This window comes from Curtobacterium sp. MCBA15_004 (assembly GCF_001865055.2).
GTDB lineage: Bacteria > Actinomycetota > Actinomycetes > Actinomycetales > Microbacteriaceae > Curtobacterium.
The window spans coordinates 813,769-830,462 of record NZ_CP126266.1; the positions used below are offsets into that span (position 1 = coordinate 813,769).

General features: G+C 71.9%; 13 protein-coding genes. 7 read left to right on the plus strand and 6 right to left on the minus strand.

The genetic code is table 11. The features are described 5' to 3' along the window. The first annotated feature begins 81 nt into the window (after positions 1 to 81). The 3 genes from QOL16_RS03865 to QOL16_RS03875 all read left to right on the plus strand — a co-directional run bounded on the left by QOL16_RS03865 (position 82) and on the right by QOL16_RS03875 (position 3,895). The gene (locus QOL16_RS03865; RefSeq protein ID WP_071282491.1) at positions 82 to 558 is read left to right on the plus strand and encodes a MarR family winged helix-turn-helix transcriptional regulator; all 477 of its coding nucleotides are present in this window, start codon (positions 82 to 84) and stop codon (positions 556 to 558) included. 257 nt (positions 559 to 815) lie between these two features. Further along, positions 816 to 2,672, plus strand: a complete 1,857-nt coding sequence (locus QOL16_RS03870; protein WP_065961937.1) for a DEAD/DEAH box helicase — start codon at positions 816 to 818, stop codon at positions 2,670 to 2,672. 173 nt (positions 2,673 to 2,845) lie between these two features. Continuing rightward, on the plus strand, positions 2,846 to 3,895 hold the full coding sequence (locus QOL16_RS03875) for a BLUF domain-containing protein (RefSeq protein ID WP_065961938.1): 1,050 nt from the start codon (positions 2,846 to 2,848) through the stop codon (positions 3,893 to 3,895). Positions 3,896 to 4,015: 120 nt separating this feature from the next. Here QOL16_RS03875 and QOL16_RS03880 read toward each other — a convergent pair whose 3' ends face one another. Then, positions 4,016 to 4,945 carry an NAD-dependent epimerase/dehydratase family protein gene (locus tag QOL16_RS03880; protein WP_071282493.1) on the minus strand — a complete coding sequence of 310 codons (930 nt, stop codon included), beginning with the start codon at positions 4,943 to 4,945 and terminating at the stop codon, positions 4,016 to 4,018. A 123-nt stretch (positions 4,946 to 5,068) separates the two neighbouring features. Between QOL16_RS03880 and QOL16_RS03885 the strand changes: the two genes are divergently transcribed. The 4 genes from QOL16_RS03885 to opgC all read left to right on the plus strand — a co-directional run bounded on the left by QOL16_RS03885 (position 5,069) and on the right by opgC (position 11,060). After that, on the plus strand, positions 5,069 to 5,827 hold the full coding sequence (locus QOL16_RS03885; protein WP_071249464.1) for a TetR/AcrR family transcriptional regulator: 759 nt from the start codon (positions 5,069 to 5,071) through the stop codon (positions 5,825 to 5,827). 96 nt (positions 5,828 to 5,923) lie between these two features. Further along, positions 5,924 to 7,951 carry a glycosyltransferase gene (locus tag QOL16_RS03890; RefSeq protein ID WP_083394891.1) on the plus strand — a complete coding sequence of 676 codons (2,028 nt, stop codon included), beginning with the start codon at positions 5,924 to 5,926 and terminating at the stop codon, positions 7,949 to 7,951. Further along, entirely contained in the window at positions 7,948 to 8,361 is a 414-nt protein-coding gene (locus QOL16_RS03895) for an ATP-binding protein (RefSeq protein ID WP_071249466.1), read from the plus strand. Before QOL16_RS03890 ends, QOL16_RS03895 begins: the two co-directional genes overlap by 4 nt. Next, entirely contained in the window at positions 8,358 to 11,060 is a 2,703-nt protein-coding gene (opgC, locus tag QOL16_RS03900) for an OpgC domain-containing protein (protein ID WP_083394892.1), read from the plus strand. Before QOL16_RS03895 ends, opgC begins: the two co-directional genes overlap by 4 nt. Positions 11,061 to 11,245: 185 nt before the next feature. On the opposite strand, the gene QOL16_RS03905 is transcribed toward opgC, so the two are convergent. From QOL16_RS03905 to QOL16_RS03925, 5 genes are all read right to left on the minus strand, one after another. Beyond that, positions 11,246 to 12,361 (minus strand): Gfo/Idh/MocA family protein, encoded by a 1,116-nt coding sequence (locus QOL16_RS03905; protein ID WP_071282495.1) that lies wholly within the window; start codon positions 12,359 to 12,361, stop codon positions 11,246 to 11,248. Next, a complete protein-coding gene (locus QOL16_RS03910; protein ID WP_071282497.1) occupies positions 12,358 to 13,236 on the minus strand; it encodes a ThuA domain-containing protein in 879 nt (292 codons plus the stop codon). The genes QOL16_RS03905 and QOL16_RS03910 overlap by 4 nt, the downstream gene beginning before the upstream one ends. A gap of 271 nt (positions 13,237 to 13,507) precedes the next feature. After that, positions 13,508 to 14,398, minus strand: coding sequence for a carbohydrate ABC transporter permease (locus QOL16_RS03915; protein WP_083230187.1), 891 nt, complete (start codon positions 14,396 to 14,398; stop codon positions 13,508 to 13,510). Then, a complete protein-coding gene (locus tag QOL16_RS03920; protein WP_071249475.1) occupies positions 14,395 to 15,345 on the minus strand; it encodes a carbohydrate ABC transporter permease in 951 nt (316 codons plus the stop codon). The genes QOL16_RS03915 and QOL16_RS03920 overlap by 4 nt, the downstream gene beginning before the upstream one ends. Before the next feature lie 60 nt (positions 15,346 to 15,405). Further along, positions 15,406 to 16,638 (minus strand): sugar ABC transporter substrate-binding protein, encoded by a 1,233-nt coding sequence (locus QOL16_RS03925; protein ID WP_065961954.1) that lies wholly within the window; start codon positions 16,636 to 16,638, stop codon positions 15,406 to 15,408. Positions 16,639 to 16,694 lie beyond the last annotated feature (56 nt).

Sequence of the window (16,694 nt, forward strand, 5' to 3'; positions counted from 1 at the left end):
CTGTGTAACTTTGCAGACCGCGCAACGATACCTCCATTGCTTCCACGAAGCAACTAAATGGGTCACCGGTAGCCTGAGCCCGTGACCGACGCCCGAGCCGACGCCGAACGACTGCTCCGTGCCCAGCTCGACCGACTCTGGGTCCGACAGACCCTGCGGGCGTCGCTGATCGAGTCCCAGGGCGGCCTCGACCCGACGGCCCGCGTGATCCTCCGCGCCGTCGACCGGTCCGGCGCGGTGCGCTCGATGGCCATCGCCGACGCCACGGGGCTGTCCCGCCCGGTCGTCAGCCGCCGGGTCGCCTCGCTCGTGGAGTCCGGGCACCTCGACACCGCCCCCGACCCCGCCGACGGTCGCGCCGCGCTCGTGTCGGTCGCGCCGGTCGGCCGGGAGCTCCTGGACACGCTGGCGGGCGCGGGGGCCGAGGTCGCCGACGAGCTCACGCAGGCGTTCGCGACCGAGGAGCTCCAGACGCTCGCGGGACTGCTGGCACGGCTGAACGACCGCGCGGACACGGTGCTCGGCATCGGCGCGCCGGACGGCGACCGCCCGGCCTGAGCGTGCGGCCCGCGTCCGCGACGCGGTCGGGCGACGGTCGGGAGGCGCGGTGCGGGCCCGCCACGCACCCTGCCCACCCGACCCACTGACGGACGGGAGGCGCGGTGCGGGCCCGCCACGCACCCTCCGGTCGCGACCCACTGACGGACGGGAGGCGCGGTGCGGCGCCGCCACGAGCCTCCCGTCCGGCCCCGGTCCGGGCCGCCCGCAGGCGGGCCGGGTCGCCGTGGGGGCCACGTCCGCGGTACCGTTTCCGCATGAGCACGGACACCGCCACCACCACCGAGACCGCCGACGAGGGGCCCGTGGTGACCTTCGCCGACCTCGGCCTGAGCGACCCGGTGCTCAAGGCCGTCAAGGACATCGGCTACGAGACCCCCTCCGCCATCCAGGAAGCGACGATCCCGACGCTGCTCGCGGGCCGCGACGTCGTCGGCCTCGCGCAGACCGGAACCGGCAAGACCGCGGCGTTCGCGCTGCCGATCCTGTCCCGCATGGAGTCGGGCAGCAAGGTGCCGCAGGCGCTCGTGCTGTCACCGACCCGCGAGCTCGCGCTGCAGGTGTGCGAGGCCTTCGAGCAGTTCGCGTCGCACATGAAGCACGTCCACGTGCTGCCGGTCTACGGCGGTCAGGCGTACGGCGTGCAGCTGTCGGCCCTGCGTCGCGGCGTCGACGTCGTGGTCGGCACCCCGGGCCGCATCATGGACCACATCGCGAAGGGCACGCTCGACCTGTCCGAGCTGAAGTACCTCGTGCTCGACGAGGCCGACGAGATGCTCAAGATGGGCTTCGCCGAGGACGTCGAGACGATCCTCGCCGAGACCCCGGACGACAAGCAGGTCGCGCTGTTCTCGGCGACGATGCCCGCGCAGATCCGCCGCATCTCGCAGCAGTACCTCAACGACCCGTCCGAGATCACGGTCAAGACCAAGACGAAGACGGCCGCGAACATCACGCAGCGGTACCTCATCGTGTCCTACCCGCAGAAGGTCGACGCCCTGACCCGCATCCTCGAGGTCGAGGACTTCGAGGGCATGATCGTCTTCGTCCGCACCAAGAGCGAGACCGAGACCCTGGCCGAGAAGCTCCGGGCCCGCGGCTACGCGGCGGCGGCCATCAGCGGTGACGTCGCCCAGGCGCAGCGCGAGCGCACCGTGAACCAGCTCAAGTCGGGCAAGCTCGACATCCTCGTGGCGACCGACGTCGCGGCCCGTGGTCTCGACGTCGACCGCATCACCCACGTGGTGAACTTCGACATCCCCGTCGACATCGAGTCCTACGTGCACCGCATCGGCCGCACCGGTCGTGCCGGCCGCAAGGGCGACTCGATCAGCTTCGTCACGCCGCGCGAGCGTCGCCTGCTCTCGGCGATCGAGCGCCACACCAAGCAGCCGCTCACGCAGATGCAGCTGCCGACGATCGACGACGTCAACGAGACGCGCCTGACCCGCTTCGACGACGCGATCACCGCGGCGCTCGAGCAGCAGGACCGCATCGAGAAGTTCCGCGAGGTCATCGCGCACTACGTCCGCAACCACGACGTCCCCGCCGAGGACGTCTCCGCGGCCCTCGCCGTCGTCGCCCAGGGTGACGACCCGCTGCTGCTCGACCCGAACTCGGACGCGCTCCGCAACCAGGTCGACCGTGACGGCCGTCGTGGCGACGACCGCGCCGACCGTGGTGACCGCGGTGACCGTGCCGAGCGCGGTCCCCGTCGCTCGCAGCCGATGGCCGCGTACCGCATCGAGGTCGGCCGCCGGCACCGTGTCGAGCCGCGCCAGATCGTCGGCGCGCTCGCGAACGAGGGCGGGCTCCGCCGCGACGACTTCGGGTCGATCCAGATCCGCCCGGACTTCTCGATCGTCGAGCTGCCCCAGGACATGGACCCGGGCGTGCTCGACCGCCTGTCGGACACCCGGATCAGCGGCAAGCTCATCGAGATCCGCCCGGACTCCCGCGGCGGCGGTGCCCGTCGCGACGACCGCGGCTCGCGCGGCGGGTACGACCGCGACTCGCGCGGCGGTGGCCGGGGCGGCTACGACCGCGACTCCCGTGGTGGCGACCGTGACGACCGCGGCGGCGACGACCGCGGTGCGCGCCGACCGCGGTACTGATGCGCTGACCGGGCGCGCTGCGGCGTCCCCGGTCCCGACGGGCGTGCCCGGACCTCCCGAGGTCCGGGCACGCCCGTCGTCGTCCACCGGCCGGTCGGGGGGTTGCGGCACGGTGGACAGAGCGGTTCACTCGGACGAGGGCACCGTGTCCGGCCGTCAGGAGGCACCCACCCATGCGTTCGATCGTCTACACCAGCACGCAGACCCGTCCGATCACGGACGCGGAGCTCGCCCAGATCCTGGCCGTCGGCCGTGAGAAGAACACGAGCATGGGCGTGACGGGCATCCTCGCGCACAAGGGGGACAACTGCATCGGCATCCTCGAGGGGGACGACGAGGTCGTGGGCGCCCGCTTCGAGCAGGTCCGCCTCGACCCCCGCCACACCAACGTGCGGGTGCTGCTCGACGAACCCATCCAGCAGCGGTCGTTCCCGGACTGGTCGATGGCGTTCCAGCCACTCGATCCGCTGATGCAGCAGGTCCCGGGCTTCAGTGACCTGTTCGCCCCCGGGCAACCCGCCGACCCGGCGTTCGGGTCGGCCCGGGCACGCGGGCTGCTCGAGTGGTTCCGGAAGCACCCGCTCGCGCCGCTGACGAGCCGGACCGCGGAGGAGGACGAGGCGCCCCGTTCCCTGGCCATCATCGGCGCCATCATCGCGCTGCGCGACGGCGGTGTCTCGCGGTTCGGGCTCGACGTCGCAGCGGCGCACGCGGGCATGCCCGTCGAGGACCTGCGGCAGGTCTTCCCGACCGAGGGGTCGCTGCTCGCGGCCACGGTCGAGCGGTGGACGCGGACGGTCTCGGGTCCGCTGACGCCGCTCATCGCCGAGAAGGGCACGGTCGCGTTCCTGCACGCCCTCCTCCTCGCGCAGTCCGAGGAACCGGCGCTGGTCGAGCTCCTGGCCGCGAGCCTGGCGTCTGCGGCCGACCCGACCGTGGACGGTGCCGACTACCACCGCTCGACGTACCGGCGCTTCCGGCAGACGATCCGGGACGGCCTGGCCGCGGACGTCCGCGAGGGTCGGGAGCCCGCGACGATGGACCCGGTCCGCGGTGCACAGCAGCTCCTCGCCCTGCACGACGGCCTCCGGCTGCAGGCGCTCCTCACCGCGGACACCGACCTCGTCGACGCGTTCGACCGTGCGGCGACCCGCCTGCGCCGCGGCTGGTCCGAGCAGTACGAGCAGCCGTCCTACTGGGACGTCCCGGTCACCGGCGCCTGACGGGGGACCGCCCGGAGCGAGCGTCCGCGGTCGGTGGGTGCGTCGGCCGACGGCGACCACCCCGAGGACGGGAGGCACGGTCCGGACCCGGACCGTGCCTCCCGTCCGTCGGTGGATCCGTCACGCGGTCGTGCCCTCGGCGGTCCGCCGGCAGACCTCGTCCCACGGCGTCGGCTCGAGCCCGAGGTGCGCCCGGGTCGCGCGGTCGTCGACGACGTACGGCCCGGTCCACTGGTAGCCGAGCTGGGCGACCTCGCGCATGAACGGCACGACGGTCCCGAGTGCGCGGAACACCCCGATCGGCAGCGACCGGACCCGCACGGCGGGCTTGCCGACCGACCGCAGCACGTCGGTGAGCGCCTGCTCCTGCGTGCGCGGCGCGTTCGTCGGCACGATCCACGTCCGCCCGTGCGCGGTCGGGTCGTCGGTCGCGGCGACGAGCGTGCGGGCGACGTCCCCGACGTCGGTGTAGGAGTGCGGCTGGTCGGTCCGGCCGATCACCGTGGCCGCCCTCCCGCGCAGCGCCCCGGGGAGGACCCGCGTGACGTGCCCGTTCGCTCCCACGCCCGGTCCGACGTAGTCGGCGCCGCGGACCTCGACGGCGCGGAGCCGGCCGGCCTCGTGCGCGGCGCGGGCGTCCGCCCACATCCGGGCCCGGAGGATGCCCTTGTGGTCGGTCGCCGCGTCGGGCAGGTCGGCGTGCATCGGTCCGGTCACCGGGCCGTACGGGTACAGGTTGCCCGTGATCCCGTAGACCGCGCCGGTCCGCTCGGCGGTCTCGAGCAGCGCGGTGGCGAGCGGCGGCCACACGCGCTCCCACTGGGTGTAGTCGCCCGGGTTCGCGCAGTTGTACAGGGCAGCGGCGCCCTCGGTGACCCGGGTGAGGGCCGCGGCGTCGGACGCGTCGAGGGCGACGTGCCGGGCGCCGGCGACCCCGCTGTCCCGTCCGGAGCGGGTGACGACGACGACCTCGTCGCCGCGCCCGGCGAGGTGGGCGGCGACGTGGCGGCCGACGGGGCCGGCGCCGACGACGACGTGGTGACGGGACATGGTGCCTCCTGGCAGGTCTGGGAGAGCAGTGCTCTCGGAACTGAGTGTGGAGGACGGCGGCGCAGATTGCAAGAGCAGTGCTCTCGTTCGCGTGCACTGCTCTCGAGTGGCAGGCTGGACGGCATGGTGGACAAGGCCCCGACCGCGCGTGCGCTCGCCCGCGAGACCGTCCGCACCGCGATCCTCGACGCGGCACGGGCCCGGCTGACCGAGGAGGGGCCGGCGCAGCTGAGCCTCCGCGCCGTCGCCCGCGACGTCGGCATGGTCTCGTCTGCCGTGTACCGGTACTTCCCGAGCCGCGACGACCTGCTCACGGCGCTGCTCGTGCTCGACTACGACGAGCTCGGTGCCGCCGTCGAGGCCGCCGAGTCGCCCGTCGACCGCGCGGACCACGTCGGTCGCTGGGTCGCCGCGTGCCGCGCGATCCGCGGGTGGGCGGTCGCGCACCCCGGCGACTTCGCGCTGCTCTACGGCTCGCCGGTCCCCGGCTACGTCGCGCCGCAGGACACCGTCGCGCCCGCGTCGCGCACGACGCACGTGCTCCTGCGGGTGGTCACCGACGCGTGGGCCGCGGTCCCCGGGTCGGCCCTGCCCCCGGACTGGAGGCTCGGTGCGGGCCCGTCGGTCGACTCGCGCCCCGGGACCGCCGCGTCCGTCGCCGACGCGGTCCGGTACGCCGCGACCCACGGCTTCCACGCCGACCCCGCACCCGAGGTCGTGCTCCGCACGCTGATGGCCTGGACCACCGTGTACGGGATGCTGTCGTTCGAGCTCTTCGGGCACGCCGTCGGCTCGGTGTCCGACCACGCCGCGTACTTCGACGAGGTCGTCGTCCGCCTCGCGCACGACCTGGGCCTCGCCTCGCCGCATCCCGTCCCCTGAACGGGGCGTCGGCTGACAGGTGTGGTGCACCTACGGTAGACAGGCCTGTACCGACGCACTCACCAGCGTCGTCCGGCACATCAGGGGAGGATGCCGATGACCGCGATCGACGTCAGTCGTCAGGACCGTCGACGTCTGACGTCCGGCACCCCGCCCCGGCGGCTCGCCGCGGTCCGCACGGTCGCCCTGCTCGCGTCGATCGCCGGGCTGAACTACATCGTGTGGCGCTGGGCGGCGTCGGTGAACTGGCACTCCTGGTGGATCGCCGTGCCGCTGATCCTCGCCGAGACGTACAGCGTGATCGACTCGCTCCTGTTCGCCTTCGGCGCCTGGCGGCTCCGGGAGCGCGGGGAACCGCCGACGAAGCCCGACGGGGACGTCACGGTCGACGTCTTCATCACGACCTACAACGAGCCGGTCGAGCTCGTCGTGCGCACCGCCCGCGCGGCGAAGGCGATCACGCACCCGCACGAGACGTGGATCCTCGACGACGGCAACCGCCCCGAGATGCGCGCGGCGGCGGAGTCGCTCGGCATCGGCGTGATCACCCGTGGTGCGGACTGGGTGGACCGCCCCCGGCACGCCAAGGCCGGCAACCTCAACAACGCCCTGCTCGCGACCCAGGGCGAGTTCCTCCTCATCCTCGACGCCGACCAGGTGCCCGAGCCGGAGATCCTCGACCGCACCCTCGGCTACTTCAAGGACGAGCGGATGGCGCTCGTGCAGACGCCGCAGTGGTTCGAGAACGTCCCCGACGCCGACCTGCTCGGCAGCCAGGCCCCGTTGTTCTACGGTCCGATCCAGCAGTCGAAGGACGGCTGGAACGCCGCGTTCTTCTGCGGCTCGAACGCGATCCTCCGGCGCGAGGCACTCATGCAGCTCGGCGTGACGCGGTACGTCCGCGAGGTCCAGGAGTCGGTCGAGCGCACCATCCGCACCTCGCGGACGCTCCTGGCCCGTGCGCGCGAGACCGAGACCGACCCGCGCGTGCTCGACGCCCTCGACGGTGCCGAGCAGGTCGTCGAGCGCGCCCGCGACCAGGTCGACCGGGGCGTGCCGCTCGGTGACGTCACGTACGACTTCCAGCGCGGCATCGACGCGATCGCCTTCCGCTTCACCGCCGCCGACCTCGAGTCCGTGCGCCGCGACCTGCAGGAGCTCGCCGCGATGTCGACCGAGGCGGACACGTTCGCGGGGCTCGACGACGCGGCGCTCGACGTGCTCGGCCGTCGCGACGCGTCGCCGGTCGCCGCGATCGAGTCCATCGCCGTGCTCGCCCGCGCGCTCGACGTCAACCGCGACGACGAGGCGCAGCCGATCATGCCGCTGGCGACGATCTCGGTGACCGAGGACATGGCGACCGCGATGCGCCTGCACGGCCTCGGGTGGCGCTCGGCGTACCACGACGAGATCCTCGCCAAGGGCCTCGCGCCCGAGGACCTGCCGACCATGCTCGTGCAGCGGCTCCGCTGGGCGCAGGGCACCATGCAGGTGTTCTTCCGCGAGAACCCCCTCGTGCAGAAGGGCCTGTCGTGGGGGCAGCGGCTCATGTACTTCTCGACGATGTGGAGCTACCTGTCCGGGTTCGCCGCAGTGGTCTACATCGCGGCGCCGGTGCTCTGCCTGTCGTTCGGGGTCGTCCCGGTCCAGGCGTACAGCGTCGACTTCTTCGTCCGGCTCATCCCCTTCCTCGTGCTCAACCAGCTGCTGTTCTGGGTGGTGGCCGCCGGCAGACCGACCTGGCGCGGGCAGCAGTACTCGCTCGCGCTGTTCCCGGTGTGGATCGAGTCGGTCACGAGCGCCTTCGACAACGTGTTCCGCGGTCGCCCGCTCGGGTTCCGCGTCACGCCGAAGGTCCGCGACGAGTCCGAGCAGAAGCCGCGGTGGGACCTCGTCAAGCCGCAGCTGTACGCGATGGGGGCGCTCGTCGCCGCGCTCGTGCTCATCGGCATCCGGTACCTGACCGGTCAGGCGGAGGGCATCGCCCCGCTCGTGAACACCGCATGGGTCCTCTTCGACCTGTTCATCTTCAGCATCGTGATCCGGGCCGTGCGCTACCGCGGTCCGGGTCCGGGCACGCCCCAGTCCGAACACGAGTCCTCGACCGCAGGAGGCCCGCTGTGACCGAGCAGCACGTGACGTTCGAGGTGCCGGCCGTCGCCGCGTCCCTCGACGAGGTGCAGGACCGATTCGCCGCGTGGTGGGAGACGCTCGACGTCGACGACGCCCGACTGCGCTTCTCACTCGAGACCGCGCTCGCCGAGGTCGCCGCGAACATCGTCGAGCACACCCGCCGCGCCGACCGCGAGGCCGGTCGGCGGTACAGCGTCGAGCTCCGCGCGACCGACCGCGAGCTGATCGCCGTACTGTCCGACAACGGACTGCCGGTCGACATCGACCTGTCCGCCGTGACGATGGCCGAGGTCGACGCGGAGAGCGGACGCGGGCTCGCCCTGGCGATCGCAGCCCTCGACCGGCTCGACCACGAGCACGCGGGCGGGCACAACATCTGGACGCTCGCGTGCAACCGGTGAGGGGCGTCCTGGCCAAGGCCGTCGCGCTCCTCGTCGTCAGCGGCACGCTCCTGCTCGGCGTCGGCGTGCCCGCGACGGCCGCGACCGCCGCCGGCGTGCCCGCGACCACGACCGCCGCCGGCGTGCCCGCGGCCGCGACCGCCGCCGGCGTGCCTCCGACCACGACCGCCGCCGGCGCGACCGCGGCGACCTCGTCCCCGGACGCGACGTCGTCCCCGGCACCGACGTCCTCGACCGCACCGACGTCGGGCGCGACCGCACCCGGGACGGCGACCAGCGCCTCCCGGACGGGTGCCGGCCTGCTGCCCGCCGACGGCCGGGCCTGGTACGGACCCGACCTGGACTGGGGGGCCGACGCGCCGGACGGCTACGCCGGCCGCCTCGGCGCGACCCCGTCGATGTACGGCGTCGAGCTCGACTACCCGTTCGACCGCACCGCCCGCGAGCAGTACGACCGCGCCAGCCGTGCCGCCGCGGCCCAGGGCGCCGTGCTCGTCGTGACCCTGACGCCGACGCAGTCGCTCGCCTCCCTGACCCGCGACGACGCCCGTGCGGCCGAGAAGCTGTTCGCGCAGTCGCACGAGCAGTACGACACCCAGGTGCTCGTCCGCTTCGCCCCGCAGATGAACGGCACGTGGGTCCGCTGGGGCCAGCAGCCGACCGCGTACGTCAGCGCCTTCCGGACGCTCGCCGGGGTCGTCCACCGGGGCGACTCCGACGCGGCCATGGTGTGGTCGCCCTCGTACGGGGCGGGCTACCCGTTCGGCGAGTCCGCCGGTCGGCTCGAGGACCTCTCGGCCGTCGACGTGGCCAAGGCCGACACGAACGGCGACGGCAAGCTCGACGCCGCGGACGACCCGTACGGCCCCTACTGGCCCGGCGCGGGGAGCGTCGACTGGGTCGGGCTGTCGATGTTCTTCTTCGGCAAGGGCAAGTCCACCGAGGCCGCCGGACGCGACGTCCCGCTCACCACGAACGAGGCGCCGACCGCCGGCGAGGTCGAGGCCCGCTTCGACGAGACCTGGGGCTACCAGCAGCCGCAGACCGAGGGCACCTTCACCGAGCGCTTCGCCACGGGCGAGGACCGCCCGATGCTGCTCGACACCGGGGCGCTGTACGACCACTCGCTGAAGGGCGCCAGCCAGCTCGAGGTCAAGCAGACCTGGTGGCGGCAGGTGTTCGCCGCCGTGCAGGACCGCCCGGATGTGCGCGGCGTCACGTTCCTCGAGACGAACCGTCGCGAACCCGAGGCCGGCAACCGGGTCGCCGACTGGCGTGACACCGCGGTGCCGGGCGTCGCCGGGTCGTTCCGCACCGACCTGCAGGCGACCGACCGCTTCGAGGGCGGCCCCGTCACCGACCGGGTCACGCCGCAGGACGGCGCGGCCGCGATCAGCCAGGAGTACGAGACCGGCGGCGACCAGATGGCGTGGATCGTCTGGCTGGCGGCCGGTCTGGCCGCGGTGTTCCTGCTCAGCGGGCTCGTCGGCCGACTGCTGCCGAGTTGGCGCTACCCCGACGACGGCAAGCCCGGACGCGACCTGCGGCTCGACCTGTTCCGCGGCTTCATCATCCTCGCCGTGGTGATCACGCACATCGAGATCGGCGGACCGTACTCGTACATCACGCTGCACGCCACGGGTGCGATCACCGGCGCCGAGATGTTCGTGTTCCTGTCCGGCATGGTCCTCGGCATGACCTACCCGTTCGCGATCAAGAAGTTCGGCGAGTGGGTCGCAGCGGTCGGCGCGTGGAAGCGTGCCCGCAAGCAGTACCTCGTCACGCTCGGTGTGATCCTGGTCGTCTTCGCGATGAGCTTCGTGCCGTTCCTGAACACCGACGCGATCACGACCTTCACCGACCGGGGGACCGGCACCGGGGGCGTCGGGGCCGAGGGGCGCGTGTACGACCTGTACCCGAACGCCATGCAGCTGTTGGCGTACCCGCCGCCCTGGTTCGCGATCAAGCAGTTCCTGCTGCTCGAGATGGGGCCGTGGCCGTTCAACATCATGGGTCTGTTCGTGGTGCTGAGCCTGTTCATCCCGGTGTTCATGTGGGTGATCCGGCGCGGCTTCTGGTGGGCGCTCCTCCTCGTCAGCTGGGGTGTCTACGTCTTCCAGTCGCTCAACCCCGAGTTCCGCCCCCTCAACTCGCAGTTCGAGGCCGTCTTCCCGCTCCTCACCTGGCAGGTCGTGTTCACGCACGGCCTGGTGCTCGGCTACTACCGCCGGCAGGTGATCGGCGCGCTGACCGGCCGGCTCGGCAAGGTGCTCATCGGCGTCGGGATCACCGGGTACGCGCTGTTCCTGGTCTACGTCTGGGCCGGGAACCAGTTCGGCTTCACCCCCGCACCGTTCCCCGCGACGATGTACGACCGGCTCTACAACACGGCCTACCAGCGCGTCGACCTGCAGTGGGGCCGACTCGTCGACATCGCGTTCTTCGCGATCGTGTCGTACGCGATCCTCACGGTGTTCTGGAAGCCGATCGCCGCGGTGATCGGCTGGCTGTGGATCCCGATCGGGCAGGCGAGCCTCTACGTGTTCGTGTGGCAGGTGTTCTTCGCGCTGGCGATCGCGTCGATACCGGGCGTGGACTGGTTCAACGGCTGGATCGGGTTCGCGGCCCACACGGTGCTGATCCTGCTGGTCTGGTACATGATCCGGAAGAAGTTCCTGTTCTCGATCATCCCGCGCTGAGCGACGGTCGGCGCCGGGTCCCGGTCAGCGCCGCGCCGCGGTGTGCGCCGTGCCGCGGTGTGCGGTGCGTCCGGTGGGTGGTGCGTCCGGTGGGCGCGGTCGCCGGACGGGCGCGGAGACGGACGGGAGGCGCGGTGCCGGCTGGCACCGCGCCTCCCGTCCGTGGGGTGGTCGCGTGGACCGCGTCAGGCGAGCGCGCCGCTGTCGGTCGCGAGGGCCTGCCGGACCGGTCCCCACGCGGCGAGCCGCTCGCGGACCGCCTCGTCCCGCTCGTCCTCGATCGCGGTGGCGTGCGCCCGCTCCAGGACCTCGTCGATCACGACCCGCTGCCCGGACCGCGCCGACGCGATCGCCGCGTCGACCATGACCAGGCTCATGACGTTGCCGTGCACTTCGCCGTCGGGCCGGCTGCCGGTGCGCACCGCGCGGACGAAGGACGCGAGCGCGCCGGCGATCTCGGTCCCGACGCCCGGTGCGGGCTCGGGCGTGCCCGGAGCGCCGTCGACCACGCTCGACGGGTCGTGGTCGCCGTCCCAGGCCGCCGAGCCGGTCGCGCCCGTGGCACGCCAGTCGCCGTTCCACGAGGTCTCGTCGCCCGGCGCGCACCACGAGCCGTCGTACACGTAGCGGGCGTCGTCCTCGAACGTGAAGACGGCCGCGGCGTTCGCGTGCCCGCGGTACCAGGACCACGACGGGTTCCACGAGTCGCACGTCACCGACACCGGCTCCCGCTCGAGCACGTACCGGGCCGAGTCGAACGCGTGGATCGCCATGTCGAGGAGCAGGACGTCGTCCATCTCCTCGCGGAAGCCGCCGAAGTGCGGCGCTTTCGCGAACCGGGTGTTCAGGCTCCCGACGCCGCCGAGCGCGCGGACGTGCTGCCGGAAGGCGACGAGCTGGTCGTTGTACCGACGCGACTGCGACACCATGAACAGCTGCCCGGTGACCTCGGCGGCGGCCGCGAGGGAGAGCGCCTCGGCGACGGTCTGCGCGGCCGGCTTCTCGCCGAGCACCGGCAGCCCCGCGTGCAGGGCGTCCATCGTGACCGGGTGGTGCGCGACCGGCACCGTGATGTCGAGGACCGCCTCGGCGCCGGTCTCGGCGAGCAGGGCCGTCAGGTCCCTGCCGACCGGGATGCTCGGCGCCCCGGCGAGCTCGGCCCCGGCGCGGGCGGCGTCGAGGTCGAGGTCGACGACCCCGACGAGTTCGACGTCGGGGTCCGCGGCGACCGTCCCGAGCCAGGCGCGCCCCATGCCGCCGGCGCCGACCTGGACGACCCGCAGCGGGGCGTGGTCGGTCATGCGCGGGCCCCGGCTTCGTGCTGGGCGGTGTCCGCCTGGGCAGCTGTGGGTGCGCTGTCCGCCGGGGAGTCTGTGGGGGCGCTGTCCGCCGGGGCTTCGTCCTCCGGGGCGTCGTCGAACGGGCCGCGGTAGTGCTGGCCGTCGAAGTACTCGCCGAGGTCGTACCGGCGGAGCGTCGGCAGCTCCCGCTCGCGCTCGGGCCGGGCCCACTCGGCGGCGTTCGCGATGACACGGCGGACGTCCGGGTGGTGGTACACGGGGAAGTCCTGGTCGCCGGGGGAGAAGTAGAAGATCTTCCCGAAGCCGCGGCGGTAGGTCATGCCGCTCCGGAACACCTCGCCGCCGGTGAAGCCCGAAATGAAGACGAGCTCGTCGGGCGTGGGGACGTCGAAGTACTCGCCGTACATCTCCTGCTCGGGGATGACGATCGGGTTCGGGACGCCGCGCGTGATCGGGTGCTGCGGGTTCACGGTCCAGACGAGTTCCTGGTCGTGCTCGCTGCGCCACCGGAGCGTGCAGGTCGTCCCCATGAGCTTGCCGAAGATCTTCGACCAGTGGCCGGAGTGCAGCACCACGAGACCCATGCCGGACAGGACGTGCTTGTGGACGCGGTCGACCACGGCGTCGTCGACGTCGGCGTGCGCGGCGTGCCCCCACCAGGTCAGGACGTCGGTCTCGGCGAGGACGGCGTCGGTCAGGCCGTGCTCGGGCTCCTGCATGGTCGCGGTGCGGACGACGGCCTCGGGCAGGTGCTCGCGGATGCCGTCGGCGATCGCGCCGTGCATGCCGTCCGGGTACCGCTCGGCGACGTGCTGCTCGACCTGCTCGTGGACGTTCTCGCCCCAGACGGTGATGCGCAGCGGGGTGGTGGTCATGGTGTGGGCCTTCCTGACTGAGGGGACGCGGGTGCGTCGGAGTGTGCGGTCGCGGTGCGGCAGGGGCCGGGCGGGCCGGTCGTGCCCGTCGCGGTCCGGCGGGTGCCGGGCGGGCTGGTCGCGGTCTGGCGGTGGCGGGCGGGGCCGGTCGGGGTGTGGCGGTGGCGGGCGGGGCCGGTCGGGGTGTGGCGGTGGCGGGCGGGGCCGGTCGCGGTGTGGCGGTGGCGGGCGGGGCCGGTCGCGGTGTGGCGGTGGCCGGCGGGGCCGGTCGTCACTTGACCGCACCGCCGAGCGCGCCGGCGGAGATGTAGCGCTGGGCGACGATGAGGAGCACGGCTGCCGGGAGCGACGCGAGGACGGACGTCGCCATGACGGGTCCCCAGTCGGTCACGTTCGAGCCGATGTAGTTGTAGATGCCGAGCGTGATCGGGCGGACCGCGTCGGTCGAGGTCAGGGTGAGCGCGATGAGGAAGTCACCCCACGCACCGAGGAACGTGAACAGCGCGGCCGTGACGATCGCGTTGCGGCTGATCGGCAGGACGATCGACACGAACGCGCGCAGGTCGGTCGCGCCGTCGACCAGGGCGGCCTCGACCAGGCTCGGCGGGATCGACTCCATGAACGCGCGCATGAGCAGGATCGCGAACGGGACCTGCACGGCGCTGTCGGCGAGGATGAGCCCGACGTAGCTGTTGAGCAGTCCGACGTTGTTGAACAGCGTGTAGAGCGCGTTCGCGATGACGATGCCCGGGATCATCTGCGTGATGAGCAGCACGAGCAGGAACGTCCGCGTGCCCCGCATCCGGAACCGGGCCAGGCCGTAGGCGGCGGGGGTGGCGATCGCGAGGGTCAGGACGACGGTGCCGAGGCCGATGATCATGCTCGACACGAAGTTCTGGCCCTGCTGGGCGAACGCCGCCTGGTACCCGGCGAACGTCGGGTTCCACGGGAACCAGGTCGCGGTCGCGGCGCCCGAGGTGGCCTGCAGGCTCGTGTTCACCATCCAGTAGACGGGGAACACCATGATCGCCAGGAACACGATGCCGAGGATCGTGAAGGGGAGCCCCTTGGCCGAGCGGCGGGGACGCCGGTCCCGCGCGGTCCGCTCGGTCGTGATCGCCCGGGTGACGGTGACGGTCTGGTTCGCGAGTCCGACGCTCATTCGTCGACCGCCTTCCTGGAGATCGCGATGTAGACCATCGCGAAGACGAACGAGACGACGATGAGGACGTTGCTCACCGCGGCTCCGATGCCGAACTGGAAGTTGATGAAGGACTGGTGGTACGCGTTGGTGGCCAGGGTCTGCGTCGAGTTCGCCGGTCCGCCGCCGGTCAGGCCGAGGATGATGTCGACGACCTTCAGCGTGTAGACGACCCCGAGCACGATCACCACGCTCACCACCGACCGGATGCTCGGCCAGGTGATGTACCAGAAGGCCTTGAAGCCCGTGGCACCGTCGAGGGCACCGGCTTCGTACAGCTCCGGCGGGACCGACTGCAGCCCGCTGTAGAGGATCGTGGTGTTGAACGGGATGCCGAGCCAGACGTTCACCCCGATGACCGCGATGAGCGCCAGGCTGGGGCTGACGAGCCAGGGGACCGGACCGATGCCGACGACGCCGAGCAGCTGGTTCAGGGCGCCGCTGTCCTGGTCGAGCAGCCACTTCCAGACCGCGCTCGACGCGATCAGGGGCAGCAGCCACGGCAGCAGGAGCAGTCCGCGCAGGAAGCCCGACAGCGGGAAGTGCCGCCGGAAGAACAGCGCGAGGCCGAGGCCCAGGACGAACTGCAGGACGATCGACCCCGCGGTGAACAGGGCCGTGTTCACCACGCTCGTCGTGAAGACGCTGCTCGAGAAGACCGAGACGTAGTTGCCGAGGCCCACCCAGGGTGCCTCGCCGGTGAAGAAGGTCTTCGTCGTGTAGTCCTGGAACGACATCAGGACGTTCTTGACGACCGGGTAGCCGAAGAAGACGGCCACGAAGACGGCGGCCGGGATGACGAACAACCACCGGGTGGTGGCGGACCGGATGCGCGCGCGGCGCTGTCCGGGTCGTGCTGGGGCCGGGGACGTCGTCGTCCGGGGCCGGATCTGTGTCGAGGCGCTCATGTCAGGTCCTTCCGTCCGGGGTGCGGGGAGCCGACCGCGTGGTCGGCTCCCCGTCTCCCACTACTGGTTCTGCGACTGCGCCTGCTCGAGCGCCTGCTCGGGGTCGGCCTTGCCGGTGAGGGCGAGCTGGACGGCGGTGTAGATCTTCGTCGCGGCCTTGGGCCAGTCGGGACCGAGCTCACCGGTGCGGGCACGGGCGGTCTGCACGGTCGTCACGAACGAGGCCACGTCCTGGTGGTCCTTCGCCCAGGCGGTGCCGACCTCGATGTTGGTCGGCACGTTGCCGGTGGTGCCGGCGAAGACCTTCTGCATCTTGTCGCTGTTGAGGCACCCGACGAACTTGCCGGCGAGCTGCATCTTGGCCTTGTCGCCGGTCTGCGGGACCGTGAAGGCCTCGCCACCGAGCGGGGCGACGGTCTCCGAACCGGTGCGCGTCGGGATCGGGACGCTGTCGAACTCCAGGTCCTTCGCCTTCTTGAGCGCCGGCAGCTGCCACGGACCGTTGATCATCATCGCTGCCTTGCCCGCGATGAACTGGTTGTTCACGTCGGCCTGGGCCCAGTTGATCGAGCTCTTCGACATCGAGCCGTCGTTCTGCAGGTCCTCGACGAGCTGGAGCGCCTGGGTGGCCTCGGGCGTCGCGATGTCCTTCTCGTCGCCGCCGTTCGACCAGAAGAAGGGCAGGAACTGCCAGGTGCCCTCGTACGTGTTGATGTTGCTCATCGCGAAGCCGTAGGTCGATCCGCTGGTGAGCTTCTTCGCGGCTTCCTTGAGCTCGTCCCACGTCTTCGGGGGCTGGATGCCCGCGTCGGCGAGCATCTTCTTGTTGTAGTAGAGCGCGATCGAGTTCGTGACCGGCTGCAGACCGTAGAGCTTGCCCTTGTACGTGTTCGCGCCCTTGACCCCCGGGACGTCGTCGTCCGCGTCGAGCCCGTAGTCCGCCAGGTCCGACAGCGCACCGGAGGCGGCGATCTGCTGCACGTCGGGGTTGTCGAGCATGAGCACGTCCGGCAGGGTCCGCGACGACGCCTGCTGCAGCACCTTCGAGATCAGACCGGCGCCGGCGACGTGGTTGATCTTCAGCTCGGCACCGACCTCCTTCGCGCACTGCTGGTAGATCGGGTCGTAGTTCGCGGCGTAGTAGTCCTCGATCGTGAGGGTCTTGCCGCCGCCGGACGAGGCGGACCCGGCGCCGGAGCAGCCGGTGAGGACGAGCGGGATCGTCGCGATCGCGGCGACGGCGCCGACGAGGGCGCGCGTCCTGCGGGACGGGGAGGGGGAACCAGGCTTCATCGACTGCTCTTCTCTTCGCGGATGCGGGGAAGGACGCGGTGCGGCGACTCCACTGA